Genomic DNA, 26,337 nt, shown 5'->3' on the forward strand with positions numbered 1-26,337 from the left:
TTCTATCTAAAGTCAGTTGCACTTGGTCGAATGAAAACATATTGAAAATCAACTGAGAAATTTGACGATAATCAAAATACTGACCTGCAAAGAAGCGCTGCATACGTCGATAAAATGATTGTGGTAAACACTTGATGGGCAAGGCTTTAGATGCAGAAGAAAGATTACATGTTTGCTTTAAAATAATCACAAGCATGATGAGCGCAAAGCACTTTAAATGTGACTTGTTCCATTTTAGAGATTTGTTTAAGATAAGATATAACTCATTGAGATGTGTCATAGTATTCGTCGTTAGAAAACAATTATTGTGACATTATTTCAATGAGTTATCTATTTTTGTCGTGTACAGAGAACATTCTTGTAATTTCGAAATTCATCGACACTCATGATCTGGCTGAAAAACAATTCCAGATGAGAAATTTGAGCGCGTGTGTTGGTATTGGCAGCACTGAAACTTGAGCCGATTAGACCGGTGACCAACAGCAGCAAAGTACAACATCCTTTTATGATGACCTTAGTCCGCATTTATTATTATCCATTCCTTTATCAAGCGGAGACTTGAACTCAGGACATTAAAGCAGCACTAAATCCTTCATTTCAATTTCAATTTGTTTCCTGACTCAACTTCGTGTTGTTTGATCGTTATAATGAAGTATCCAATTATTGATCTGTCTGTATGAAAATCCGTATCCTGACCATTGGTCAAAAAATGCCAGCATGGGTGCTGACTGGTTTTGAAGATTATTTCAAACGTATTCAGCCTTTTGTGCAGACCCAGATTATTGAACTGCCAATGGCCAAGCGTGGTAAAAATGATTCTGAAGCGGATGTTCTGAAATACCGCAATATTGAGGGCGACAGCATTTTAAATGCGCTCAAGCAGAATGAAACCCTGATTGCGCTTGAAGTGGGCGGACGCGAATTCAGTACTGAAAAACTGGCTGAAACCATGAAAGGCTGGATGCTGGAAGGCAATGATGTAGTACTTGCGATTGGCGGGCCGGATGGTCACTCAGAAGCCGTACGTAAAGCCGCGGCATGGCACTGGTCACTTTCCAAGTTAACCCTGCCGCATCCACTGGTACGTGTCATGCTGATCGAGCAGCTTTATCGTGCTATGAGCATCAATAACAACCATCCTTATCATCGGGCAGGCTAATGATTTTGCTGAAGCGTTCTTTATATGCAACGTGTTGTTGAATAATCTCTCCTGCTCTTATTTCTATTTTTCATGCATTATTGAGGCATCTTCCAGATGTGGTTTGAATTATGAACTTACAAACGTTGCCCGGCTTATTTATTTCTCATGGCTCTCCTATGCTGGCGCTGAATCCTGAGCAAGTGGGTCCTGCCTTGCATCGTTTGAGCGAAAATCTGCCACGCCCGGAAGCGATTATTATCATGTCAGCGCATTGGGAAAGTGATGCGCTGGAAGTCAGTAGCGCAATTCGCCCAGAAACCTGGCATGATTTCCGTGGTTTCCCGCCAGAGCTGTATCAATTACGCTATCCTGCACCGGGAAATCCTGAACTGGCCGAGCAGATCTTGGGTTTGCTGGCCAATGCCGGTTTTGCCGCACATGCCAATAGTACTCGTCCACGTGATCATGGCGTGTGGATGCCGCTGCTGCATATGTATCCGGATGCGGATATTCCAGTGGTTGAAATTTCCTTGCCCATGTCGATGAGTGCCGATGAAATCTATAAAATTGGTCAAAGTCTGGCACCGCTACGTGAGCAGCAAATCCTGCTGATTGGTTCAGGCAGTATCACGCATAACCTACGTGAACTGTCTTGGGATGGAACGGCGGCTGATGTACCGGTATGGGCATCAGATTTCCGCAATTTTGTCGTCCATAAACTGGCCCATAGCGATTATGATGCGATACTGGACTGGTCCAATATTCCACACATGGCGCGTAATCATCCAACACTGGAGCATTTTGCCCCGATCTTCTTTGCGATGGGGACCGGAAGCCGTTTTAGTCTGGTACATAGCAGTTTTAGCATGGGTTCTCTGGGCATGGATGTTTACCGCTTCGATTAATCTTGATTGAAAACTTAAAATTTTAACTTTTAAATTTGGATACATTTTGCAACCAAAATCTGCGATATGTATCCATATCTTTTAGAAATGCATCCGTTATCATTTCAATTCTTTGTTCTTTATTATAAATCCATGAAATTAAAATTTATTGTACTGGCATTATTACCTTTAACTTTTGCAGCCTGTCAGTCTGGTGATATTCAGCAGGCTGGAGATCGTACAGTGGCTACCCTACAACAAAAAAGTGCAAATCAGCTTCTTTCTGCCTACCACTGGCAACTAGATCGCGGGCTGGAACGGCCAATCGTGCTCAGTTTCGATGCTCAAGGCCGCCTGAGTGCCGTGACGGGCTGTAATGGACTCAGTACAAACTGGTCAGTGAAAGATAATATTATCAGCACCAGCGAAGTCATAGGAACCGAAATGGCCTGCGATACCGCACTGATGCAACAGGAACGCTTTGTCAGCCAGCTTTTACAAAAACGTGCAATTCCTTTTGCGCTCAATACCACGAACCTTGACCAGCCGACCCTAACGCTTTCCGCTGCCGATGGTCAAAAATATGAATTTACCGGGAAAATGACTCCGGAAACCAGATATCAGGGGCAAGCTGAAACAATTTTTCTGGAAATTTCCCCAGATACCAAATCATGTACCGGTGTGGCTCAGCAAAGCTGCTTGCAAGTTAAACAGGTTAAATATGATCAAAACGGTCTGAAGACCCAGGTCGATAAGGACTGGACATTATTCTATGACCAGATTGAAGGTTTTCAGCATTCACCGAATGAACGCCAGATTATTCGGCTAAAACGTTTTGAAATTAAGAACCCTGCGGCAGATCAATCTAAATATGCTTATATTTATGACATGGCAGTCGAGCGCGAAGCCGTGAAAGGTTCATTATAAAATATCTATCCATAAAAAAACCGAGGCTATGGCCTCGGTTTTTTTAAAGCGACACTCAATCAGACTTAGAATACGCCTTGAGCAAGCATTGCATCAGCCACTTTTACGAAGCCTGCAATGTTGGCACCGTCTACATAGTTCACAGTACCGTCTTCTTTGGTACCGAATTTTACGCAGTTACGGTGAATTTCTTTCATGATCGCATGTAAACGCTCATCAACTTCCTCAAAGGTCCAGCCTAAACGCAATGCATTTTGCGACATTTCCAGACCAGAAGTGGCAACACCACCTGCATTTGATGCTTTACCTGGCGCATAAAGCGTTTTCGCTTCAATGAATTTCTCTACAGCAGCCAAGGTTGAAGGCATGTTTGCACCTTCAGCGACACAGATCACGCCATTTGCGAGAAGCTTTTCAGCATCCTCCGCATCCAGTTCGTTTTGAGTCGCGCATGGCAGTGCGATATCACATGGAATACCCCAAGGACGTTGTCCTTCCAGATATTCAAAACCATGTTTAGAGGCAAATTCTGAAATACGACCCCGTTTTACGTTTTTAAGTTCCATCACTTCAGCAAGCAATGCTTCAGTGAAACCGTCTTTGACGTGAACCGTACCCGCAGAGTCAGAAAGTGAAACCACTTTCGCGCCCAGATACAACGCTTTGTCAGCAGCATATTGCGCAACGTTACCAGAACCTGAAATTGCGACAACTTTGTCTTTGAAGCTTTCGCCACGAGACTTGAGCATTTCCTCAGCGAAATACACAGTACCGTAACCCGTTGCTTCCGGACGCGCCAATGAACCACCGAAGGTTAAACCTTTACCGGTGAATACACATGCAGTGTCGTTACTTAATTTTTTCATCATGCCGGCCATATAGCCCACTTCACGACCGCCCACACCAATATCACCTGCAGGGATATCTGTGTTCGCACCCAGGTGACGATATAGCTCGATCATTAAAGCTTGGCAGAAACGCATGATTTCGCCTTCTGATTTGCCTTTAGGGTCAAAATCAGAACCGCCTTTACCACCACCCATAGGAAGTGTGGTTAAAGCATTTTTAAATGTTTGCTCAAAGCCTAAGAATTTTAGGATTGAAAGATTCACTGAAGGGTGGAAACGCATACCACCTTTAAATGGACCGATCGCTGAGTTGTATTGTACGCGGAACGCACGGTTTACCTGAGTTTGACCTTGGTCATCTACCCAAGAAACTCGGAACTGGATCGCACGTTCTGGCTCAACTAGACGTTCTAGCAAACCATGTGCTGCGTATTGTGGATTCTTTTGAATGAATGGCCACAAACTGGTCATCACTTCTTCGACAGCTTGAAGAAATTCTGGTTGGTGTGCATCACGTGATTTTACGTAATCTAGGAACTCATTAAGTGTGTTGTATTTCAACGCTTAATCCTCAGCAGAAAATGGATCAAAATTGGTCAAATTTACAATCAATGTTAAATTTTGGCGCAAAATATTAAATATCTTTTGTAACTAATCTACAATACTTTTTTTGAAAATACTTTAAAATTAATTTGATAACAAATATTTATATTGATTATGAATATTTTTTCTATGTCAGGAAATGCCAATTGAATCAAGGCTTAGATTCAGATTTATGCCTAGTAATAAGGCATAACTTGACCCTTAATTGCGCACGACTTAGGAGTTTAAAAATATGTTAAAATGCATAACTCGACATATTTTGTTTCACTTACTGCAAAGCTCAGCATGAGCAGCTCTGGTTATTCATGAATTCGCCAATTTCTCTGGTCCAATCGATTGATGCTTTACTCCCTCAAACCCAATGTGGACTCTGTGGTCATCGTGACGGATGTTTACCTTATGCCCAGTCGATTGCTGAGGGTGAAAATGCCAATAAATGTGTGCCAGGCGGACAGCCTGTTGCCGATGCTTTGGCTGCATTATTAAATCGTCCTGAACTTGTGGCAGAAGAAAGTGTCTGGCCCATTCAAGCCGACGGTCGCCCGCAGCGCATCAAAGCCGTAATTCGTGAAGATGAATGTATAGGCTGTACCAAATGTATTAGCGCCTGCCCGGTCGATGCGATTATTGGCGCCGGCAAACTGATGCATACAATTCTGACCGATCTGTGTACTGGCTGCGAACTGTGCATTCCACCGTGTCCGGTTGACTGTATCGATCTGGTCGAAGACCCACAGCCTTTGCCGACTGAAGCACAGCGTATTGCTGAGCAGGACGATTTACGTCAGCGCTATTATGCGCATATCCAGCGTGAAGAAAAACGCCGTACTGACCGCAAGGGCCCAGTCGTCCGTGCAGAAATCAATACTGCCCTGTTTGCCCAGTTCTCTGCTTTAAATGAGCAGCTTCCTGTGATTGAAGTTGTGAATAAGCCGGCGAATACTCCGATTACGCTAGATTCTAAAACCACGATTGAACTGGCAAAACTACGCACCCAAATTAAAAAGCTGGAAAAACAGCTTTCGGTTCGTGAAGATGCCAGCAAACGCCTGCAACTGACAGAATTAGCTGAAAAATTACAGACCTTACAGGGATAAGTACATGACCACTGCGAGCACAAAACCTGTAAAAAACATGACCAAAAAACAGATTCAGACCTTTTTTGAACGCCTGCGTGAACAGCGCCCCAATCCGAAAACCGAGCTGAATTATGCCAATCCCTTTGAATTACTGGTCGCCGTGACTCTGTCTGCCCAAGCCACCGATGTCAGCGTGAATAAGGCCACGGACAAACTGTTTCCAGTCGCCAATACACCGGAAACGATTTATGCGCTTGGTGTGGATGGTTTAAAGGAATATATCAAGACTATTGGTTTATATAACTCAAAAGCAGTTAACGTAATTAAAGCCTGTGAGATGCTGATTCAGAAGCACAACAGCGTGGTACCGGATAATCGTGCGGATCTGGAAGCCTTGCCGGGTGTGGGACGCAAAACGGCCAATGTGGTGCTGAATACTGCCTTTGGTCAACCGACCATGGCGGTGGATACACATATTTTCCGGGTTGGTAACCGTACCGGATTGGCTACAGGTAAAAATGTGCTTGAAGTTGAGCATCGACTGGTCAAAGTGATTCCGAAAGAATTTATCATTGATTCTCATCATTGGCTGATTTTACATGGCCGTTATTGCTGTATTGCCCGTAAACCGAAATGTCATGAATGTGTGGTCGCCGATGTGTGTAACTGGCCTGATCGTTTTGAATTTGGTGCAGCGCGCGCAATTGCAGTGAAGAATATCGCTATTTCTGAATAGAATTGCAGAACTAAACTAAGACCGAAAAAAAGGTGATCAATACCTCACCTTTTCTACAATTTTCAACATACCGCTTTTATTTAAAACTGGACTCAGCTTCCACTAAAGCATGCCGAATTATTTATTCTGATCGTGTTCAGCCTGTTCCTGTTCTTTTTTGCGCTGTTCAAGCTCCGCCTGCAATTTCGGGTGCAATTGGCGTTGTGGATGCTTGGCTGCATTTTCTGCACGTTCTTCCTGACGTACTTTATTCAGTATTTTAAAACTCATATAGAACAGACCCACCAACACTGCCAGAAATATAATCATTAACACCAACACGCCAAATTTCATAGCCACAGCACCTGTTCAAATACGCAATAAAAAAGAGCCCTAATATGACTTAGGGCTCTTCGATTGTCAAAATCATCGTTAGCCGATTATTTTGCTTGATCCAGAATCGCGAAAAGCTCAGTCTGAACCTGATCGATTGGACGCAGACCGTTTAACTTGTTGTAAGTCGGTGCATTTTCACCTGATGCTGCACGGCCTTGGTAGAAGCCCACCAGTTGCTCAGTTTCAGTATGGTAAGAACCTAAACGTTTACGAATTGTCGCTTCCAGATCATCTGGACGCTGAACCAGATCTTCACCCGTTTCGTCATCTTTACCTTCCACTTTTGGCGGGTTGTAAACGATGTGATACACACGGCCAGATGCCGGGTGCTGACGACGGCCAGAAAGACGTTGTACGATCTCTTCATCTGGAACATCGATTTCAATCACGTGATCGATGTTGATACCTTCGTTTTCTAAAGCTTCTGCTTGAGGAATGGTACGCGGGAAACCATCAAAAATACAGCCATTTACACAATCAGGTTGCGCAATACGCTCTTTGACCAGACCAATGATCAACTCATCAGAAACCAAACCGCCATTGTCCATGACACTTTTAGCTTGTAGACCTAATTCAGTTCCTTCACGAATTGCAGCACGGAGCATATCACCGGTTGAAATTTGTGGGATATTGTAGCGCTTACAGATCAACTGAGCTTGTGTACCTTTACCTGCTCCAGGTGGTCCGAGTAAGATAATGCGCATATATAAACATCCTCATTTAAACAATATGTATGACGCCACGACCACAATCGCCCGATTGTGTCCCCCGGCATCTCATTATAAGAAAGCCACAAACAAATGGATTAAACCCGCGACAAAACCGGTTACCCCACCCAATAAAATCAGAATCCATTCATCTTCCTGAAATGCAGGACGTAAAAGATTCTGAAACTCCTTCGGAGTCAACTCGCGTATGCGGTCTCTAAACATTTGATAGATTTTCTGTGCACGGCTCGCATTAAATGCTGGGTCGCATACAGGCACCATCGTAATTTCAATCGAGCGATCGATCAAGTCCGTCTTGAGTTTTGCATACTCTTTTGGCCCTAAAGACAGCTGTAAAGAGGTCCGAACCAGGGGTGTTTCCATAATTTCATTAATATGACGTTTGACAATGCGGCGGGTTTTGTCTTTTTTCCCGCCATACATCATCTCGGTCATGATCGATTTTAACGTAATCAGATCTTCTGTGACTACACTTGCGAAAACATCAGAGACTTCATCCTGACGTTTCATAAATGCGCCTTGTATGTTATAGGTGCCAATACGCGGAATGACAGGTTTAATCCATGGAAACTGGCGACTTGTGGTACGGCTAAAGAATTGCGGGTACTTTACCGGGTGCGGATAGAGCGGGTTGAATACCATCCAGATTGCAATCCAGTTGGTCAAAAAGCCCCAGATGGCAGCCCAGAACGGGACAGTCCAGTGCCACGGCACCACGAACCAGACAATCATCTGGAAAATACCAAAGAACATGCCGATGAGTGCACTGATATGCCAAATAAAATTGATTTCTTTTTGGCCCACTTTCAGGAACATACGCACCATTAACCGACGGTCACCTTCCATCTGGCTGACCACCATTTCACGCATATCGACAAGTGACTCGACGTTCATGGTCAGCTCGGTCACCAATTCACGCAAAATTGCCGGCATTTGTTTTTGTGCCTGTGCATAAATTCTGCGTTTGATGGCAAAAGGCAGGTTTTCCCAAAGGACTGCATTACGATCCATCATCACTTCATCAATCAGATGTTCAAGTTCGAAACCGACCTGTTCACCAATGATCCGTGCCATATCATCTGGATCCATCGCCTCTAAAAACTCGCGGATGGAACCTAGTTTAGACAAAGTGTTATCGGTAATAATGCCTGAAATACGGCCAGCTTTGCGTGGCACGATCCCCTGCCAGCCGACAGGTACAGGACCGAGATGGACACCCCAAAAATTGATCGGATAAAACACCATTTTCAGTGCCATCCAGACGTGAGCCCACGTTACAAATGCGGTCACCGGAATAATGCTGAGCACGGCCCAAAAATCCGGGCGATTCACAAAGGTTTGCCACAATTCGTTGACGTACTCAAGCATGCATAAGTTCCATATTTAATTTTTTGTTCACAGAATACACATATTTATAAGGTCAAATATTTTGTCTATAAACCGATACTTAAAGTATAGGAAAATTGTAGTCGCGGTTCAGTTTCGGCCACCACACGACCATTTTGATCTTCAAATTTCTCTCCGGCACCAATGCCGACACTAAAACTGCTGATTCGCTCTGAACTCAACAAAACATAGGCCAAATCAATTCCAGCACCTAAGCGGGCCTTGTATTCATTGTCGACGCGTTTGCTTTCAATATGACCCGCATAGCCTCCGACATAATACCCATTTTTATCCTTGCCGGTCAGATGTGCAGGATAACGAAAGCCTACTTGTCCCCCTATCGTTCGATCATCATCCAGAAAAACCCCACCTTTCACATAAGCAATCCCATAAGGATTAACCCATTCAGTATTTAAATGTACCAGCTTCCGGGTAAAACCAGCCCCAACATTAAAGGCTTTTGCCTGAGTAGCTTCTACTTTATCTGCAGTATTATTGATTTGATCATGTGCATAGGCCCCGTTCGCCCACAATGCAAACGCCAACAAAGGGTAAACCTTGTTCATTCCTTCACCATCTTCCTTAATTATAGTTTTTGGTATAGTCCTATTTTTATTCGATTTTACTGTATCAGAATTATCACAACTCTTATATACAGCACTTTACAATTTTCATGTCTGCAAAGTCAAAGCTTAAAGGAACTGATCGTAATGGCAGTTTTTCATTATCAAATCAAGTCCAGTTGCGTTAGAATATTCCACTTTGATTCTTTCCTCCTTTCCTCAGGTCTCAAGTCGATCGCGTATGAAGCAGCACTTTCCTTTAAAAAATGCACAACAAGAAAAGCGCATCTATCGTAGTCGAGTATGGATTTCTGTTGGAATAGTCATCTTTTTTATGCTGCTGCTGGTTAGCCGCTATGCCTATTTACAACTCTTTAATTTCGAGACCTTCAGTACCGCTTCTGACCAAAACCGGATTCGTCTGCAACCTCTGCCTCCAGCGCGCGGTTATATTTATGACCGTAACGGCGTATTGCTGGCCGATAACTACCCGGTTTTTACCGCAACTTTAAGCCGCGCCGATGTGCAGGATATTGACCAGACTTTGGAACGTCTGAAGCCTATTCTGGAGCTGACTGAAGAAGATATTGAACGCTTCCAAAGCCGGATCAAAACAGCACGTAGAACCGAACGGGTTTCGATCAAGCTCAACCTGAATGAAAATGATATTGCCCGTTTTAGCGAGGTCAAATATCAGTTTCCGGGCGTGAATATTGAAACCCAGATGACCCGCTATTATCCGCATGGCGACCTGTTTGCCCATGTGATTGGTTATGTGGGCCGGATTAATGACAAAGAACTCAAAGCCATTGACAAGGATCTTTATGCCGGGACCAACCTGATCGGGAAAATTGGGGTAGAAAAATCCTATGAAGAACTTCTGCATGGGGTGCCAGGAAATGAATCGGTAGAAGCGGATGCTTTTGGTAATGTGCTACGGCATTTGGGCCGTAAGGATCCGGTGCGCGGTAATGATCTGTTCTTGTCACTGGATTATGGTTTGCAGGTGGTGGCTTCAGAGCAACTGGCTGGACGCCGTGGTGCGATTGTGGCGATGAATCCGAAAACTGGGGAAATTCTGGCGCTGGTTTCCAGCCCAAGTTTCAATCCAAATCTGTTTGTGACCGGTATCAGTCATAAAGATTATAGTGATCTGCGTGATAATCTGGATCAACCTTTATACAACCGCGCCGTGCAAGGGGTTTATCCTCCTGGTTCAACCATTAAACCGATGTTTGCATTGGGCGGCCTGCATTATGGTCTGGTGGACTGGGATACCACTATTTCTGATCCGGGCTATTTCAGTCTGCCGGGCGATAGTCACCGCTTCCGTGACCATAAAAAATCCGGGCATGGCGCAGTCAACATGCACAAAGCTCAGGTCGTTTCTTGTGATACTTATTTCTATGTCATGTCCTACCGCATGGGCATTGAGAAAATGAACACCTGGATGCGTCAGTTTGGTTTTGGTGAAAAAACCGGCGTGGATTTACCAAGTGAAAGCTCAGGACTGTACCCGAACCCGGAATGGAAGATGCGTACCCGTAACGCCAAATGGTTACGAGGTGAAACTATTTCGGTGAGTATCGGTCAGGGGGCTTTCACTTCAACGCCGTTACAACTGGCCATGGCAACGGCCATTACCGCCAACCATGGCAATAAAGTCATTCCGCATGTGTTACGTGAAAGTCGCGGTGCCAAAACGTTCAAGGTACATAATGGTACCCACGGCAAAATCGATTTTAATGGTCAGGAAGAAGACTGGATCAAGATGCGTGATGCCATGGTCGACGTGATTCAATCTGGTACAGGCCGAGGCATCAAAAGTGGCTTACAATATTCCATTGCAGGTAAAACTGGTACAGCTCAGGTGAAGAGTATTGCTCAAGGCAAGCGTTATAATGAATCCTTATTGACCGACCGTCAGCTGGATCATGGCCTGTTTGTCGGTTTTGCACCTGCTGAAAATCCTGAAATTGCGATTGCGGTCATTCTGGAAAATGGTCGTGGCGGTAGTGCAGCCACTGTGCTGGCTCGTCCGATTTTTGATTACTGGTTGCTGCATAAAGATAAGAAGCCGGTACGCCCGCAAGGTCATCAGCTCAGTGGTGGTCTGATGACAGCCGGAATCAAGCCTGCTGAATTGCCAAGTGGTGCAGGCATGTTGAGTCAAGATGCAGCAACTGTAGCTCCAGCCAATATTCAGCCACCAGATCCTGCCACCAATCCATCTGCAAATGCAGCTGCTCCAGCTGTAGCGCCTCCTGCTCCCACACCGGTAGAACGAGACTAAAATGAAAAACCAACTTCGAATTATTGGGGGTGACTGGAAACGTCGTCAACTACCTTTTGCCAGCATTGAGGGTTTACGCCCGACGCCTGATCGAGTACGCGAAACCCTGTTTAACTGGCTTATGTGGGACGTACAAAATGCACAGGTTTTGGACATTTGTGCAGGATCTGGTGCCTTGGCTTTTGAAGCCTTATCGCGTGGTGCGGCCTCAGTCGTCATGATTGAACCGGATCGTACTCAGGCACAATTCCTGACCCAGAATCTTGAACTATTACAAGTCACCAAAGCACGCGCCCAATTGAAAATAGCAACGGCGCAGCAAGCTTTAACCAGCCTGCAAACACAATTTGATCTGGTTTTTCTCGATCCACCGTATAGCCTGAACTTATGGGAAGAGCTGGCATTACAGGCGGATCATCTGGTGAAAAATAATGCTTATATTTATGTGGAAGCAGACCGTGATCTACAGTTGCTTAAATTACCAGCGTCATGGCGACTCATTAAAAATACCAAAGCCGGCACAGTGCGTGCAGGGCTTTATCAAAAAAGTGTTTCTTAAATAAAGTTACAATTAAGACCCATTAAAAAAGGATTCCACCGCGGAATCCTTTTTTGTCAATAATAGTCAAACTGAAAGATGCGAGAATCATTTTAGTCACGATCACGGCGCCAATCACGGTTGTCACCTCTGTCACGCTTCCAATCCCGATGATCTCTATGCTCCCGATTTTTCCAGTCACGATCCTTGTGGTCTCGATCATAATGTCCGTTGCGATCCCGGTGATCACGAGAACCATCATCCCATGGATCAACCACACAACCAGTTAATGACACTGCCAATACAGAAAGTAAAATCGCTTTTTTAATCATGTCCCTAATCTCTTTACTGCACCCTATCAGTATCAGGCGAGTTCATGGAGACTAAACGAACTCATTGTTGCTCTGTTGTAGTGATTTATGCATTTTTTATGCAGGAATAAAAAACTCATTCCTTATTTTCGTTTTAATATTTTACGCACATTTGAACTTTAATTTGCATAAATACAGCTAACTAAAAGCTTGGCTTTTTCCCTGATCTTTAGAATACTGCTGCCTTTCCTTCTGACCTTACCTTTATGACCTGGCTGTTATTTATTCTTGGTGCAATAGTCGCTGGTTTCGTACAGGGGCTGACCGGTTTTGCCTTTGCCCTGATCGCCATGTCTTTCTGGGTCTGGGTGCTGCCTCCGCAACTGGCCGCGCCCTTGCTGGTATTTGCCTCGATCTGGAGTCATGTGATTTCACTCAGTCAGGAAAAAAAGCAGCTAGTTTTATCCAGGCAGTTGGTGCTGCCTTATCTGATTGCTGGTCTGATTGGCGTGCCGCTGGGTACTTATCTGTTGCACATCATCCAAGCTGATACATTTAAACTGGTTTTGGGCATTTTTCTGGTGCTCTGGTCTCCGCTGATGCTGCTCAATCCACAAATCAAAACCATTCAGCGCTCGGGAAAGATAGCCGACAGTAGTATCGGATTGATGGGTGGAATATTAGGCGGACTTGGTGGTTTTTGTGGAGCCGTCCCTTCAGCATGGGTGATGTTGAAACAACTCCCGAAAGCCCAGCAACGCTATATCTTGAGGCATTTTAATTTTGCAGTTCAGGTCTTCGCACTCGGTACCTATCTATGGCAAGGTATGATCGATCAAAGTCATTTACCCTATATGGCAGTGTTAATAGTTTTTGTCAGTATTCCGGCCATTTTAGGGGCAAAACTCTTCTATAAAATTTCTGAACTGCTGTTTAAACGTATTATCCTAAGTTTGCTGTTCAGCGCCGGCTGTTTTCTTATAGCGTCCCAATTCATTTAAGCCCAATCTCATGCAGAGTTGGTTTACTTTGCCTCAGGCTTGAATCCGCTGACATAACTGCTATGTTAGGGCCAATATTTCGTAATATAGATCATCATTATGCAGATTCGTGATCAGATTGTTCTCGTTACCGGCGGAGCACGTGGCTTGGGCTTGGCGATTACTCAAGCCCTATTGGCAGAAGGTGCTCGCGTCGTCGTCAATTATCATAGCAGTCAGCAAACCGCCGAATAGCTCGCGCAGCAGTATTTCGAGCAGGTCTTTATTTATCAGGCCGATGTCACTCAGGCTGATCAGGTACGGACTTTATTTGCTGCGGCAAAAAACCATTTCGGGGAAGCGATTCATGCGGTCGTCAATAATGCGCTGATTCAGTTTGAATTTAATGGGGATGATCGTCCTAAGGTTGAAGATTTGACTTGGGAGACCATGTCACGTCAATTCAGTGGTGCAGTACAGGCCGCCCTCAATACCACACAAGCCGCACTAGATGATATGAAGCACGCGGGTTTTGGCCGGATCGTGAATATTGGTACAAACCTGGTGCAAAATCCGGTGGTTCCTTATCATGACTATACCACCGCCAAAGCTGCATTATTGGCCTTTACCCGCACCACGGCGCAGGACTTGGGACAATATGGCATCAATGTGAATATGCTCTCTGGTGGCCTGTTACAAACCACAGATGCCAGTAAGGCCACACCTGACATTGTCTTTGACCTGATTGCTCAATCAACTCCTTTACGCCGCGTGATTACACCAGAAGAGTTTGCTGCTGCAATCCTGATGTTTTTATCGCCTTATTCACGTGCAGTAACCGGACAAAACCTGATTGTGGATGGTGGCTTGGTTAAAGGTTAACTGACCAGAGAATAGACCGGGATTTTTAGATTCTATTGTTCTATTTTTTGACCATCTGGTAGATTAAAAAGGTTTTGTGACCGGGTTTTACTTCTACAATACGGTGTTCCCATAAAACCTTTTGTCTATTTTCTATGAAATTTATCACGACATTGCTCAGTACCTTATTGCTGGCAAGTTGTATGTCTAGCGATCTGAAAAAATCGGAACAGCTGCTGCAAAATTTCCAGTGCTCCCAGATCGAGATGTCACAGATGTCGCATACCAGCATGACCGATTATTATCAGCATTCGCTCTATAGCACAAAATCCAAGGCCGAAGCGTATATCGAGCATTATCACCAAGGTGAAAAGTTATTTGATATTCCCTTATCGGAAGTTGTGCAACAGCAATATGAGCTGTATAAAAGTGCCTGTCAAAGCCTCGGTGGAATTTTACCCGCTTCTGAAAACTAAGTAGTATTTGTCTGATATTCTTAATTCTTAGGCAATAAAAAAGCAGGGAAAATACCCTGCTTTTTTTACAATGCAATTTTAATTCTGATAATAACGCTGATCGACACTGAAACATTCAGGGAATTTTGGCTGAATATCTGCATAAAATGCCATAATTTCCGCCATATCTTTTTCATAATCCCCTGTCGGATAAACAATTTTACCTACACCAGTTTTTTTCTTGGCATAGTCCATATAAGCCAAAGCAATCGGTACACCCGCATTGATGGCAACATGATAAAAACCGGTTTTCCACTGTTCCTGTTTGGCACGCGTTGCTTCTGGTGTGACCAGCATGACCAGTTTGGGATGGGTCTTAAATAAATCCGTCATCACCTGTACCATGCTCGGACGCGGTTCACCCGGCTGCTTAGGTCGACGGTCAATCCCGATTCCGCCCATCGCCCGTACAAAAGGCCCCAATGGAAATTTCATATAACTGTCTTTAATGGTTAAGCGAACATTCACACCTAACGCTTTCAAAGCCAGACGCGCATAGAGTGCATCCCAGTTACTGGTATGAGGAGCAGCAATCATGACACATTGCTCTAAATCTAGTGGCCAGTGATTATCAATTTCCCAACCCATCATATTCAGACTTTGTTCTGCTAACTTCTCAAACACCTTATGCACCAGTTCTATTCAAATCTGCGCGAATTTTAGCAACCTCGGCAAATATAGATAGTGCTCTATGATCAATAAATAAACAATTAATCTATATTTGTATAATTAGAATTTTTAAATGAATAGTTGATTATTTTTTCCACCTTCAACTTATCTCATACATCAATTTACGGATAGTTCAGATTGCTTCCCCATATAAATAGGAATTTCTTTCCAATATAAAGGATTCATACATTAAAAAGCTCTTAACCTCCTAATTTTGGGATATGGCAAATATGAGGGTCTTTTTATACTGAATCCACATTATAAATTTCAGGAAGATTCTAATGAAAAAAACTTTACTTTGCCTTGCTTTAGCGGGGTTACTTAGTGCCTGCGGCGGTTCGGATGATAACTCAAGTACACCTCCTGCAAGTAATATTGGAACCCAGACAGGGGTGCTGACGGATGCTGTGATTTCTGGAGTACGCTATGTCACAAGTAGTGGTGCTACAGGTTTTACCAATGACAATGGTGAATTCAACTTCAATGAAGGAGAAACGGTTAAATTTTATATTGGTGATGTTCAACTCGGTGATGAAATTGAAGCCAAAGAACGTGTTACCCCTTTGGATTTAGCTGAGACTGAAAATGCTCGCCTTAACTTACTGGTATTTTTACAATCCTTAGATGGAGATGATAACGATGACAAACTTCAAATTAGTACGGCCACTACAGATGCCTTAAAAAATCAGAGTATTAATTTTGACCAACCTTATAATGACTTTAAAAATGAAGCTATTGTCAAAACAGTAATTCCTGAAGAAAAGTTAGTGAATGAAGAGGATGCTAAAGCACACTTTCAAGCGACCTTCTACAAAGATATTGCCGGTACGTGGGAGATTAACCGTACCGATAACACTGCTGTATTGATTCACATTCTGGAAGATGGACGCTATGCACTAGGTGAAGCAGAAGCCAAAGATGAGAGTGGTCAAGCAGGTATTGAAATGGGCCGCTTAAAATGGAATGCAACAACAACCGTGATTGAACCGGAAATCCTGCTTGACACCAATGGTGAATGGGGACTTTCACATCCTGCCGAGAATAAACCTTATTCTTTAAACTTTAATGGAACTCAATTAATTCTTACTGAACCGGGCGTTAATACTGAATACCGTTTAAATCGAGTTAAGCAGTCTAATAGTCTCGTCGGCACGTGGCGACTCAATGAAACGCACCTATTTGCTTTCTTTGATAATAACTATTATTTCTTCCTAGACACTGAAGGCGGAGATGATTGTGGTTGGCCAGGGATTGAATATGGCAAATATACATTGTCAGCAAATACTCTCACCACCACTGAAGTCTTATTCGACACCAATGAGTGTGGCGGATTACAAGACAGTTGGGATGGCAGCAAAACGATTGCATCTATTAATATCTCTGGCAATACCCTTGTCCTCCACCCGCAAGGTGAAGGTCCTGTAAGCTTGCAACGCGTTAAATAACCCATATAAACCGGCTTGAATATGAAATTCAGGCCGGTTTAATCAATATGTTCAAATTGAATGGTACAACCCATCAATAAATGCATCAGTTCGATTTGCGAACAACATTGGGTTTTTTCATAAATATTTTTAAAATACGTCCGTACCGAACTCAACGTAATGCCACACTGTTCTGCAATATCTTCTATTTTATAACCATTAATTAACAACTCGCATAAATCAAACTCTCTTTTGGAAAGCTGGTAACACTGTTGTAGGTAAGCTCTTGACAGGGAATAATGCTGGTTTTTATCTGTCATAAATAAGGCAATCTGATGCTGAGCAGACTGTAAATGTTGCATATTTCTTAATTTTTTAAATGGCACCACCGTCAGCATGAATTGTGAGCCTGCCCCATCACTCAACGCCAAGACTCCACCTACTTCAGTCTGAATGGTCGTATCTTCCAGCAAAGCACTTTCCAGAAGCTGATCAAAACGTACCTGCTGAGCATAATTGGTTTTTAGACGGTTATGTATATCGAGATCCAGACATGAACTCTGATCAAGCATCTTTTGCGCAACAGGATTGGAATAACTTAAACACAGGTTTTGATCGAGCAGTACAATCCCGGTTTTTAAACTATCCAATACGGTATACAAGCTTAAATTATCTTGTTGAATCAAGTTGATTTGCCGGTGAATTTGCAAAGCCCGGCGTAAATGAATACTGATGCGTCTTAGAAAATCCAGCTCTGCCTGTTCAAAAGGCTGCACCTCAGGCGCACGATGGATACCGAGTACGGCCCAGCGATAATGACCTCGATCGAGCAACACGCCTGCCAGATAGCAGACACCTGTTGGCTTTAAACATTTTTCATAAAATACATAATGATCCGTACCGGGCCGCTCTGCATAATGCTGACAATTCTGATTTAGCGCATCCCCCATCTCAATATCATTCCATAAGGGCATATGGAGCTTCATATCAATCACTCTGATACGCTCATCCTGATAGGCAGCCAAACTTTCATTCGGGATATTATACGTGTGAACAAAATCATAGCCTGGATTAAGCTGATCCAGACCGGTAAAAATTGCACTCTTACTTTTAGTATAGCTCACGATATCTTTGATCACGTCCAGCCACAGAGATGGCAATACAGCAGCATCATAAATTTTTGCAATCAGATTATTTTCTTGTTCTAATTTCATTATCCCCTCCGCATTATCATTATTTTCTAATCATAGCGTTCAGAATTAGTTAACGAAACAGCATAAAGTGACTTTAAACTTGACTAAAAATTCTTAAGTCCTGCTCACTTATCAATAACTCTGGCCTGATTCACCTAATGAATCAAACTTTAACAAGATTGCCCTATTTATCTGTACTGACTACTTTTAATGTAATTAGCTAACAAATAAATCCATAGGATCAAAACAATGAAGAAATTTATATTCACCGCTGCGATGGCAGTCGCTATTTCATCAACGTTGACAGCATGTTCAAAACAGAATGACAATGAGCCAATGAATCATAATGCACCATCCAGCCCAGCGATGACGGAGCAAAATAACCCCGGTACCAATCTGACTCGGGCTGATAGCGCAGAGACCTCATTAGATTGGGCAGGTGAATATGAAGGTGTATTTCCTTGTGCCGACTGTGAAGGCATTAAAGTCGAGTTACAGCTTAATTCAGATAAGACTTATGAACTGAGTGAAGAATATTTAGGGAAAGCTAATAATAATGAATTTGAACTCAAAGGCAGTTTTAGTTTTGATCCTCAGGATCCGTCACTCATCACATTAGATAACAAAGCTGAAAACCGTAAATTCTTTGTTGGCGAAAATTTTATCGAAGCACGTGATGTTGAATCAGGTAAAAAAATTGAGAGTAATTTAAATTATAAATTAGTTAAAAAGTCTTCATCATAATTTTGTAAAGAATAAAAAAATCCCCGCTATTGCGGGGATTTTTTTAAGATCGGATGATCAACATGAATTACATCATGCCGCCCATACCACCCATGCCGCCCATATCAGGCATTGCAGGCTTGTCTTCTGGAATATCCGTAATCATACATTCAGTTGTCAACATTAATGCAGCAACAGAAGCAGCATGCTCAAGTGCAGAACGCGTTACTTTTGCTGGGTCAAGAATACCCATTTCGAGCATATCGCCATAAACACCTGTTGCCGCGTTATAACCGAAGTTGCCTTCGCCATTTTTCACAGCATTGATCACCACTGAAGGCTCATCACCCGCATTCGATACGATTTGACGAAGCGGCGCTTCAATCGCACGACGTAGAATGTTGATACCTACATTTTGGTCATCATTCGCGCCAGTTACGTTATCCAATACTTTCGCTGCACGTACCAGTGCAACACCACCACCTGCAACCACACCTTCTTCAACCGCAGCACGCGTTGCATGAAGTGCATCGTCTACACGGTCTTTCTTCTCTTTCATTTCAACTTCAGTCGCAGCACCGATTTTGATCACTGCAACACCGCCTGCCAATTTAGCAACACGTTCTTGAAGTTTTTCTTTGTCATATTCAGACGTAGATTCTTCAATTTGCGCACGGATTTGCTGAACACGTTCAGAAATTTGACCTGCATTACCCGCACCATCCACAATCACTGTGTTTTCTTTAGATACAGTCACTTTATGTGCAGTACCTAAATGTTCAAGTGCAGTTTGATCTAGCTGCATGCCAATTTCTTCAGAAATCACCGTACCGCCAGTCAAGATCGCAATATCTTGCAGCATCGCTTTACGACGATCACCAAAACCAGGTGCTTTAACTGCACATACTTTGATAATGCCGCGCATGTTGTTGACAACCAAAGTTGCCAACGCTTCGCCTTCAACATCTTCAGCAATGATCAAAAGCGGTTTACCAGTTTTCGCGACAGCTTCAAGTACAGTGATCAATTCACGAATGTTGCTGATTTTTTTGTCAACCAGAAGAATGAACGGATTTTCAAGCTCCGCAGTTAACGTGTCTTGCTTGTTTGCGAAGTATGGCGAGATGTAACCGCGGTCAAACTGCATACCCTCTACCACATCTAGAGAATCTTCAAAGCCTGAACCTTCTTCTACAGTGATGACGCCTTCTTTGCCCACTTTTTCCATTGCTTGCGCAATCAGTTTACCTACAGTGGTGTCAGAGTTTGCAGAGATCGAACCGACTTGTTCAATCGCTTTAGAATCAGACGCAGGTTGAGCAGTTGCTTTAATTTCAGCAACCAAAGATTTAACTGCAATATCAATACCGCGTTTCAGGTCCATTGGGTTCATACCCGCTGTCACTGACTTGATGCCTTCGTTCAAAATTGCTTGAGCCAATACAGTTGCAGTGGTTGTACCATCACCTGCGATGTCATTGGTTTTAGAAGACACTTCACGAACCAGCTGAGCACCCATATTTTCGAATTTATCTTTTAGGGTGATTTCTTTGGCAACCGTTACACCATCTTTGGTGATGTGCGGCGCACCGAAAGAACGGTCGATCACAACGTTACGGCCTTTAGGACCTAGTGTTACTTTCACTGCATCTGCAAGGATGTTCACACCAGCAATCATTTTGCTGCGCGCTGAATCACCAAATTTTACGTCTTTAGCTGACATTTTTGACTCCAAATACTTTTAATATCTTTTAAATTCTGATGAACATAAGACGACTTTAAACGGAAATTAAGCAAATACCGCTAAAATGTCAGATTCTTTCATAATAAGAAGTTCTTCGCCGTCAACTTTCACAGTTGTACCCGCATACGTACCGAACAATACTTTATCGCCAACTTTTACATCTAGTGCACGTACACCATTGTCAGTGATTTGACCATTACCTACAGCAATGATTTCACCTTGAGCTGGTTTTTCTGCAGCAGAACCAGGAAGTAAAATACCGCCAGCTGTTTTAGTTTCTTCTTCAACACGACGAATAACAACGCGGTCATGTAATGGACGAATGTTGCTCATATTTAACTCCATCAGACTAAGTCTTCTTTAGGTCACTGATGACGACTTAATTATTCCATGGGTCATCATCAAAAATTTTTGATGTCACTTTTATGGAGATGGAATAAAACGCTTCAAGGGCAAAAATGAAAAAAAATTGCTTTTTTTTAACGAATACTGATTTTTCGTCTATTTATTCAACATATCAGGCTTTAACAGAAAGGACTGGGTCACGTCATCGAATAAATACTGGGAAATTTTTCCTGATGCATCAATCAGATTAAAACTATTTGGCTCTTTTTTATGTAGCCGATGCGAGGCTGAAGTACCTGCATGTACATCATAAACAGGATGATCTGCCCCTAACTCAAAGATCAGGTTCAAATCATAAACCGCAGGTTGATGCAGATGTCCATGCAAGACTGCAAACAGGCCATGTGCTGCCCAAGCTTCTAAAGCAATTTTGGCCATCAATGGACTATCCTTAAAACCGCGCTTATTTTGAAAAGGCACATAGAACGGTTGATGGCTGACAATAATTTTTAATTTGGAAGAAGGCGCTTGGCCTAATTTCCGATCAATACGCTGAATCTGCTCAAGCGATAAATGCCCTTTGGTGTGATAGCGGCGCCGGATTGAGTTCACACCCACCAGATAAAAGTTGTCTGTTTCAAGTGTGGGTTCAAGTTCACCAAAAAAAAGCTGATAACGGGTAAATGGATTGAACAGCCGATTCCATAAATGATAGAGCGGAATATCATGATTACCCGGAATTACCAGATAAGGTGTCTCAAGCTGATCTAAAAACCGTTTACAGGCCAAAAACTGGCTTAAACGTGCGCGTTGGGTCAGATCACCACTGACGACGACCGCTTCCAGAGGATGAGTCTGACAGAACTGTCGAATTGCCTCTAAACACTCGGGTTTTTCTGTCCCAAAATGCAGATCAGACAGATGCAGGATCATGCGGCACCCTTACACTCAGGCTGTTTTTTAAAACAGAAATATTGAGGGGCGGCGCCATTTCTACGATTTCGCCATCAATCGCCACCATCAATTTCTTGGATCTAGATTCGATACGGACTTGATCGGCTGCAAAACTGTAAACATCCGAAGCCTGATCAATCTTGCCACGAACCAACTGATACACAAGCTTAAATAAAGTTAGCTTATCACTTTTAGAAACCACTACTCCTGCGACTTTACCCTGCTCTGCTGCTTTGGCAATCTGCATTTTCATATCTGCCAGTTGCAAGGGATTGTTGCCAAAAAAGATCAGGGGTGTTTTTACCGGATATTTCTTGTGATCTACCCAGATTTCCAGTTTCAGTTCCTTACGGTCGCGAATCAGCACATCCAGTGCGGAAGTATAGGCATGTAACGGCAATCGACCAAACCGCCGGTTATAATCTTCACGTTTTTTGATAAATAAGGGATACAGACCCAAACTGGCATTATTCAGATAAATATCCTGATTAATTTGGGCTACATTGATACGTTTAGATTGTCCCGTGGCAATCACTTTAGCGGCTTCAATTAAATCCAGGGGAATATCTAATAATTTGGCTACATAATTAAAAGTACCCAAGGGTAAAATTCCGACAGAAATTTGCGTATTCAATAAATGTTTGGCGACTGTATTTAAAGTACCATCCCCACCTGCTGCCACCACGATGCCTGCTTCATCCGACGCTAAATGTCGTGTCAACACCTCCGCCATAACGTGATCAAATTGCTGTGAATCATTGATTTCATAAGCTTTAGTCTGATAACCTTGCGCTGAAAATATTTCAGTCAGTTGTTCATAGATCCCTTCTGGCCCTTGTATGCGAAAACCAGCATTATGATTATAAATAAGCGATAAGGGTTTAGATTGATTAGACATTTTTCGCACAACTTTATGAAGCCTATTGGCATTTTGTCCAATTCATAGACAATTAACAGTAGCTTTATGTAAAATTCAAATGGCAACCATTTATTTAATCAATAACGAATATGAGACGTGCTATAAAATTAATAAATTGATTTTATTAATAATTTTTAAAATAAATACCACACATAATTAAAATGAATAACCAAGGTAATTCAAATATTTAGTTTTATCTTATTGTTTTCATTATATTTACAAATAAAATAGCATTATATGCCAAAAGAAATCTAGTGCTTCTTTGGTCTTATTTTTTTTATCATTTTATGCTTTAATACAGCCACTTTTTTTCATATATCATCCGGGCAACATTTTTATTGCTCGGATTGTACTTTGTACATCCTTTTTGTACACATTTGAGATAGGCCTCACCATGACCCAAGTGAACGCACCAGAATTCGTTCGTCACCCTAAGCTTATTGCTTGGGTGGAAGAGATTGCTAAATTAACAAAACCAGCAAAAATTGAATGGTGTGACGGTAGCGCAGAAGAATATCAACGTTATATCGACTTGATGATCGCTAACGGCACAATGCAAGCACTGAATCAAGAAACTCATCCTGGTTCTTATCTTGCGAATTCTGATCCTTCTGACGTTGCTCGTGTTGAAGGTCGTACTTACATTTGCTCTGAAAACAAAGAAGACGCTGGCGCAACCAACAACTGGGAAGCACCTGCTGAAATGCGCGCTCGCCTCAACGGTTTGTTTGATGGTTCTATGAAAGGTCGTACTTTGTACGTTGTGCCTTTCTCTATGGGGCCTTTAGGTTCTCATATTGCACACATCGGTATCGAATTAACAGATTCTCCTTACGTTGCTGTAAGCATGTCTAAAATGGCTCGCATGGGTAAAGCTGTTTATGACGTTCTAGGTACTGATGGCGAATACGTTCCATGTGTACATACTGTGGGCGCTCCGCTAGAACAAGGCGAAAAAGACGTTGCATGGCCTTGCAACCCTGAAAAATACATCGTGCATTATCCAGAAACTCGTGAGATCTGGTCTTACGGTTCTGGTTACGGCGGTAACGCATTGCTTGGTAAAAAATGCCTGGCTTTACGTATTGCATCATTTATGGGTCGTCAACAAGGCTGGTTAGCTGAACACATGCTGATCCTTGGCGTGACGAATCCACAAGGCGAAAAACACTATATCGCAGCGGCATTCCCATCTGCATGCGGTAAAACAAACTTCGCGATGTTGATTCCACCAGCGGGCTACGAAGGCTGGAAAATTGAAACTGTAGGTGACGATATTGCTTGGATCAAACCAGGTGAAGATGGTCGCTTATATGCAATTAACCCTGAAGCTGGTTTCTTCGGTGTAGCGCCGGGTACAAATACCAAGACCAACCCGAACTGTATGGCAACATTAACTAAAGATGTGATCTATACCAACGTTGCTGTAACTGACAACGGCGAAGTATGGTGGGAAGGTCTTTCTAAAGAAGTACCTGCTAACCTGACCAACTGGAAAGGTCAACCTCACACTGGCGAAGAAAAAGCTGCGCATCCAAATGCTCGCTTCACTGTTGCTGCTGGTCAATGCCCTTCGATTGACGCTGACTGGGAAAATCCAGCAGGTGTTCCAATTTCTGCGTTCATCTTCGGTGGTCGCCGCGCGGACACAGTGCCTCTAATTTCAGAAGCATTTGACTGGGTTGATGGTGTTTACAAAGCTGCAACCATGGGCTCTGAAACCACTGCTGCTGCTGTTGGTCAACAAGGTATTGTTCGTCGTGACCCGTTCGCGATGCTTCCTTTCGCTGGCTACAACATGGCGGATTACTTCACGCACTGGTTAGAAATGGGCGAGCAAGTTGCTGAGAAAGCTGAAGCTGCTGGCAACAAACTTCCTGGGATCTATAACGTGAACTGGTTCCGTCGTGACGCTGAAGGTAACTTCGTATGGCCTGGTTTCGGTCAAAACATGCGCGTTCTTGAGTGGATCATTGACCGCTGTGAAGGTCGTGCAACTGCTGTTGACACACCAATTGGCCGCGTTCCAACTTATGAACAATTGAACTGGACTGGTTCTGACTTTACTAAAGAACAATTTGACCTTGTGACTGCTCAAGATAAAGATCAATGGATCAAAGAGCTTGAAAGCCATACTGAATTGTTTGACAAGCTGGGTGAGCGTTTACCGGAAGCGTTAAAAACTCGTCAAGCAGAACTTATTGCTGCGGTTAAATCTGCTTAATTGCTGATTTAATTCCAAAAAGGTCGCGTAAGCGGCCTTTTTTATTAAATGGATAAACAATTGATCACAATTGACCAGAGCAGCAGTTGAAGCAAACTATGGCATAATTAGCGCAAGACTTCAGGAACTATAAATATGAAAAGAACAACAGTCATTTTAGCTCTGGCTGCAAGCAGCTTCATGTTGAGTGCGTGTCAGACTGCACCACATCAGTTCAACGGAAAAAGTGGCTATGAAATTCTGGAACGTTCAGGCAATACAGCAACCTTGAGCTATACGCTTTCAGGACGACCAAGCCAGGATGAAAACCGCTTGCAAGCTGCCTGCAGACACGTATTAGGAAATTCCAAAACTTACAATATCCAGATTTTAAGCACCAATGAAATTTCCAATCCAACTGCGGAACAGGAAAATTATGGCCGCCAACTGGGTAATAGCCGCACGCAAATCAGCTTAAGCAATACGCCTGATTTACATAATAGCCAGAACCCGGGTGCACGCGAAGCCTTAGAAGCCCGCCCAACAACCATGCGCGTTATTCGTTATACCTGTTCTTAACATCTGATACTTAGTTACTTAATCAGAGTAAGACAATCAAAAAGGGCTAACTGCCCTTTTTGATTGTCCAACTTTAACGTGTTTTATAGAAACTGACATTACGAAATTCTGGTGATTCATCCAGGTCTGGCCAGGTCGTCGCGCTACGTTCATCCAGCTTTATATACTTTGGATGACTAAAATTTTTGACTCGACTGTCTGCCACCCATACTTCAGGTGCAAATTTTAAAAATTCATCCAAGAAAAAACGGTTACACTGGTCATAGAGCACATCTGCGGCTAATAAAATATCCACCTTCTCTGCCTTATATAGGTCATCCAGATATTCAAGCTCGACATCATTTAGCTCTGCATTGGCACGACAGGCATCCAGACTAACTTGATCGATATCACAGCAGATCACACGTTTTGCACCTGCCATTTTCGCCGCAATGGCAACTACGCCCGATCCCGCCCCAAAATCCAAAACTACTTTGTCTTTAACATGATGCGGCTCTGCCAATAGCCACTGCGCCATCGCCAAGCCTGAGGCCCAGCAAAAGATCCAGTATGGTGTATCATTCCAAATGCGACGAATCACCTCATCATCCAGCTTATCTGTTGGGAATACTGGCGGAATCAGCCACAGGGAAATGGGTGTATCCGGCAATTGCTGTGCATGTAGCTCACAGTGTGGAATCACATCATGCAAGGCTTTTAGTAGATGTTCTGGGGCTTGAGGGAGTCGGAAGGTGCAGCTCATTAGATTTCTTTTAATTAGTATTAATGTCTTTGAAGAATCTCCCCTAGCCCCTCTTTAAAAAAGAGGGGGAAACT

At 43.2% G+C, this 26,337-nt stretch carries 26 protein-coding genes and 2 pseudogenes; 14 read left to right on the forward strand and 14 right to left on the reverse strand.

Annotated features, from left to right (window positions below):
* Window positions 1-280: pseudogene (locus FTU82_RS02590) on the reverse strand (IS4 family transposase); the annotation flags it as partial.
* Window positions 281-676: 396 nt separating this feature from the next.
* On the opposite strand from FTU82_RS02590, the gene rlmH reads away from it, so the two are divergent.
* The 3 genes from rlmH to FTU82_RS02605 all read left to right on the forward strand — a co-directional run bounded on the left by rlmH (window position 677) and on the right by FTU82_RS02605 (window position 2,952).
* Entirely contained in the window at window positions 677-1,159 is a 483-nt protein-coding gene (rlmH, locus tag FTU82_RS02595; RefSeq protein ID WP_180085185.1) for a 23S rRNA (pseudouridine(1915)-N(3))-methyltransferase RlmH, read from the forward strand.
* 110 nt (window positions 1,160-1,269) lie between these two features.
* Entirely contained in the window at window positions 1,270-2,046 is a 777-nt protein-coding gene (locus FTU82_RS02600) for a dioxygenase (RefSeq protein WP_180085183.1), read from the forward strand.
* 132 nt (window positions 2,047-2,178) lie between these two features.
* Complete coding sequence (locus tag FTU82_RS02605; RefSeq protein WP_034609074.1) at window positions 2,179-2,952, forward strand: META and DUF4377 domain-containing protein; 774 nt, start codon at window positions 2,179-2,181, stop codon at window positions 2,950-2,952.
* Window positions 2,953-3,017: 65 nt separating this feature from the next.
* On the opposite strand, the gene gdhA is transcribed toward FTU82_RS02605, so the two are convergent.
* Window positions 3,018-4,361: an NADP-specific glutamate dehydrogenase gene (gene gdhA / locus FTU82_RS02610; RefSeq protein WP_074383062.1), complete on the reverse strand. Its 1,344-nt coding sequence runs from the start codon at window positions 4,359-4,361 to the stop codon at window positions 3,018-3,020.
* Between the two features lie 347 nt (window positions 4,362-4,708).
* Here gdhA and FTU82_RS02615 point away from each other — a divergent pair, with 347 nt between their 5' ends.
* Together FTU82_RS02615 and nth are read left to right on the forward strand one after the other, a co-directional pair.
* Window positions 4,709-5,500 carry an RnfABCDGE type electron transport complex subunit B gene (locus tag FTU82_RS02615; protein WP_100328793.1) on the forward strand — a complete coding sequence of 264 codons (792 nt, stop codon included), beginning with the start codon at window positions 4,709-4,711 and terminating at the stop codon, window positions 5,498-5,500.
* Window positions 5,501-5,504: 4 nt separating this feature from the next.
* A complete protein-coding gene (gene nth, locus FTU82_RS02620) occupies window positions 5,505-6,218 on the forward strand; it encodes an endonuclease III (protein ID WP_100328794.1) in 714 nt (237 codons plus the stop codon).
* A gap of 117 nt (window positions 6,219-6,335) precedes the next feature.
* Here nth and FTU82_RS02625 read toward each other — a convergent pair whose 3' ends face one another.
* The 4 genes from FTU82_RS02625 to FTU82_RS02640 all read right to left on the reverse strand — a co-directional run bounded on the left by FTU82_RS02625 (window position 6,336) and on the right by FTU82_RS02640 (window position 9,273).
* Window positions 6,336-6,551: a hypothetical protein gene (locus tag FTU82_RS02625; protein WP_100534398.1), complete on the reverse strand. Its 216-nt coding sequence runs from the start codon at window positions 6,549-6,551 to the stop codon at window positions 6,336-6,338.
* 86 nt (window positions 6,552-6,637) lie between these two features.
* A complete protein-coding gene (adk, locus tag FTU82_RS02630; protein WP_005096329.1) occupies window positions 6,638-7,297 on the reverse strand; it encodes an adenylate kinase in 660 nt (219 codons plus the stop codon).
* A 75-nt stretch (window positions 7,298-7,372) separates the two neighbouring features.
* Window positions 7,373-8,689 carry a hypothetical protein gene (locus FTU82_RS02635; protein ID WP_180001165.1) on the reverse strand — a complete coding sequence of 439 codons (1,317 nt, stop codon included), beginning with the start codon at window positions 8,687-8,689 and terminating at the stop codon, window positions 7,373-7,375.
* 65 nt (window positions 8,690-8,754) lie between these two features.
* Window positions 8,755-9,273 (reverse strand): hypothetical protein, encoded by a 519-nt coding sequence (locus FTU82_RS02640; protein ID WP_180001164.1) that lies wholly within the window; start codon window positions 9,271-9,273, stop codon window positions 8,755-8,757.
* 238 nt (window positions 9,274-9,511) lie between these two features.
* Between FTU82_RS02640 and mrdA the strand changes: the two genes are divergently transcribed.
* Both mrdA and rsmD read left to right on the forward strand, forming a co-directional pair.
* Entirely contained in the window at window positions 9,512-11,563 is a 2,052-nt protein-coding gene (gene mrdA / locus FTU82_RS02645) for a penicillin-binding protein 2 (protein WP_005171906.1), read from the forward strand.
* 1 nt (window position 11,564) lies between these two features.
* Window positions 11,565-12,122: a 16S rRNA (guanine(966)-N(2))-methyltransferase RsmD gene (rsmD, locus tag FTU82_RS02650; protein WP_005096323.1), complete on the forward strand. Its 558-nt coding sequence runs from the start codon at window positions 11,565-11,567 to the stop codon at window positions 12,120-12,122.
* Window positions 12,123-12,214: 92 nt separating this feature from the next.
* Here the strand turns inward: rsmD and FTU82_RS02655 are convergent, their stop codons facing one another.
* Window positions 12,215-12,433 carry a hypothetical protein gene (locus tag FTU82_RS02655; RefSeq protein WP_005171910.1) on the reverse strand — a complete coding sequence of 73 codons (219 nt, stop codon included), beginning with the start codon at window positions 12,431-12,433 and terminating at the stop codon, window positions 12,215-12,217.
* Window positions 12,434-12,678: 245 nt separating this feature from the next.
* On the opposite strand from FTU82_RS02655, the gene FTU82_RS02660 reads away from it, so the two are divergent.
* The 3 genes and pseudogenes from FTU82_RS02660 (at window position 12,679) to FTU82_RS02670 (ending at window position 14,729) form a co-directional block, all read left to right on the forward strand.
* Window positions 12,679-13,413 carry a sulfite exporter TauE/SafE family protein gene (locus tag FTU82_RS02660; RefSeq protein ID WP_180001163.1) on the forward strand — a complete coding sequence of 245 codons (735 nt, stop codon included), beginning with the start codon at window positions 12,679-12,681 and terminating at the stop codon, window positions 13,411-13,413.
* 99 nt (window positions 13,414-13,512) lie between these two features.
* Window positions 13,513-14,274, forward strand: a pseudogene (locus tag FTU82_RS02665) (3-oxoacyl-ACP reductase).
* A 134-nt stretch (window positions 14,275-14,408) separates the two neighbouring features.
* The gene (locus FTU82_RS02670; RefSeq protein ID WP_159516441.1) at window positions 14,409-14,729 is read left to right on the forward strand and encodes a hypothetical protein; all 321 of its coding nucleotides are present in this window, start codon (window positions 14,409-14,411) and stop codon (window positions 14,727-14,729) included.
* Between the two features lie 78 nt (window positions 14,730-14,807).
* Here FTU82_RS02670 and FTU82_RS02675 read toward each other — a convergent pair whose 3' ends face one another.
* On the reverse strand, window positions 14,808-15,356 hold the full coding sequence (locus FTU82_RS02675; RefSeq protein ID WP_171294118.1) for a 1-acyl-sn-glycerol-3-phosphate acyltransferase: 549 nt from the start codon (window positions 15,354-15,356) through the stop codon (window positions 14,808-14,810).
* Between the two features lie 362 nt (window positions 15,357-15,718).
* Here FTU82_RS02675 and FTU82_RS02680 point away from each other — a divergent pair, with 362 nt between their 5' ends.
* On the forward strand, window positions 15,719-16,882 hold the full coding sequence (locus tag FTU82_RS02680; RefSeq protein WP_180085181.1) for a lipocalin family protein: 1,164 nt from the start codon (window positions 15,719-15,721) through the stop codon (window positions 16,880-16,882).
* 38 nt (window positions 16,883-16,920) lie between these two features.
* On the opposite strand, the gene FTU82_RS02685 is transcribed toward FTU82_RS02680, so the two are convergent.
* Window positions 16,921-18,075, reverse strand: a complete 1,155-nt coding sequence (locus FTU82_RS02685; RefSeq protein ID WP_180085179.1) for a LuxR C-terminal-related transcriptional regulator — start codon at window positions 18,073-18,075, stop codon at window positions 16,921-16,923.
* A gap of 228 nt (window positions 18,076-18,303) precedes the next feature.
* On the opposite strand from FTU82_RS02685, the gene FTU82_RS02690 reads away from it, so the two are divergent.
* On the forward strand, window positions 18,304-18,798 hold the full coding sequence (locus tag FTU82_RS02690) for a copper resistance protein NlpE (RefSeq protein ID WP_005096313.1): 495 nt from the start codon (window positions 18,304-18,306) through the stop codon (window positions 18,796-18,798).
* A gap of 67 nt (window positions 18,799-18,865) precedes the next feature.
* Here FTU82_RS02690 and groL read toward each other — a convergent pair whose 3' ends face one another.
* From groL to FTU82_RS02710, 4 genes are all read right to left on the reverse strand, one after another.
* A complete protein-coding gene (groL, locus tag FTU82_RS02695; RefSeq protein ID WP_005096312.1) occupies window positions 18,866-20,500 on the reverse strand; it encodes a chaperonin GroEL in 1,635 nt (544 codons plus the stop codon).
* A 66-nt stretch (window positions 20,501-20,566) separates the two neighbouring features.
* A complete protein-coding gene (gene groES, locus FTU82_RS02700) occupies window positions 20,567-20,854 on the reverse strand; it encodes a co-chaperone GroES (RefSeq protein ID WP_005096311.1) in 288 nt (95 codons plus the stop codon).
* Window positions 20,855-21,022: 168 nt separating this feature from the next.
* Window positions 21,023-21,799, reverse strand: coding sequence for a metallophosphoesterase (locus tag FTU82_RS02705; protein ID WP_005096310.1), 777 nt, complete (start codon window positions 21,797-21,799; stop codon window positions 21,023-21,025).
* Window positions 21,780-22,718: a diacylglycerol kinase family protein gene (locus FTU82_RS02710; protein WP_180077224.1), complete on the reverse strand. Its 939-nt coding sequence runs from the start codon at window positions 22,716-22,718 to the stop codon at window positions 21,780-21,782. The genes FTU82_RS02705 and FTU82_RS02710 overlap by 20 nt, the downstream gene beginning before the upstream one ends.
* Before the next feature lie 415 nt (window positions 22,719-23,133).
* On the opposite strand from FTU82_RS02710, the gene FTU82_RS02715 reads away from it, so the two are divergent.
* Together FTU82_RS02715 and FTU82_RS02720 are read left to right on the forward strand one after the other, a co-directional pair.
* Entirely contained in the window at window positions 23,134-24,963 is a 1,830-nt protein-coding gene (locus FTU82_RS02715) for a phosphoenolpyruvate carboxykinase (GTP) (protein ID WP_100355272.1), read from the forward strand.
* A 135-nt stretch (window positions 24,964-25,098) separates the two neighbouring features.
* Window positions 25,099-25,521 carry a hypothetical protein gene (locus FTU82_RS02720; protein ID WP_180085177.1) on the forward strand — a complete coding sequence of 141 codons (423 nt, stop codon included), beginning with the start codon at window positions 25,099-25,101 and terminating at the stop codon, window positions 25,519-25,521.
* A gap of 73 nt (window positions 25,522-25,594) precedes the next feature.
* Here FTU82_RS02720 and FTU82_RS02725 read toward each other — a convergent pair whose 3' ends face one another.
* Window positions 25,595-26,263 (reverse strand): methyltransferase, encoded by a 669-nt coding sequence (locus FTU82_RS02725; protein ID WP_180101000.1) that lies wholly within the window; start codon window positions 26,261-26,263, stop codon window positions 25,595-25,597.
* Between the last annotated feature and the right edge of the window lie 74 nt (window positions 26,264-26,337).

The organism is Acinetobacter sp. YH12151 (assembly GCF_013418355.1).
Classification (GTDB): domain Bacteria; phylum Pseudomonadota; class Gammaproteobacteria; order Pseudomonadales; family Moraxellaceae; genus Acinetobacter; species Acinetobacter pseudolwoffii.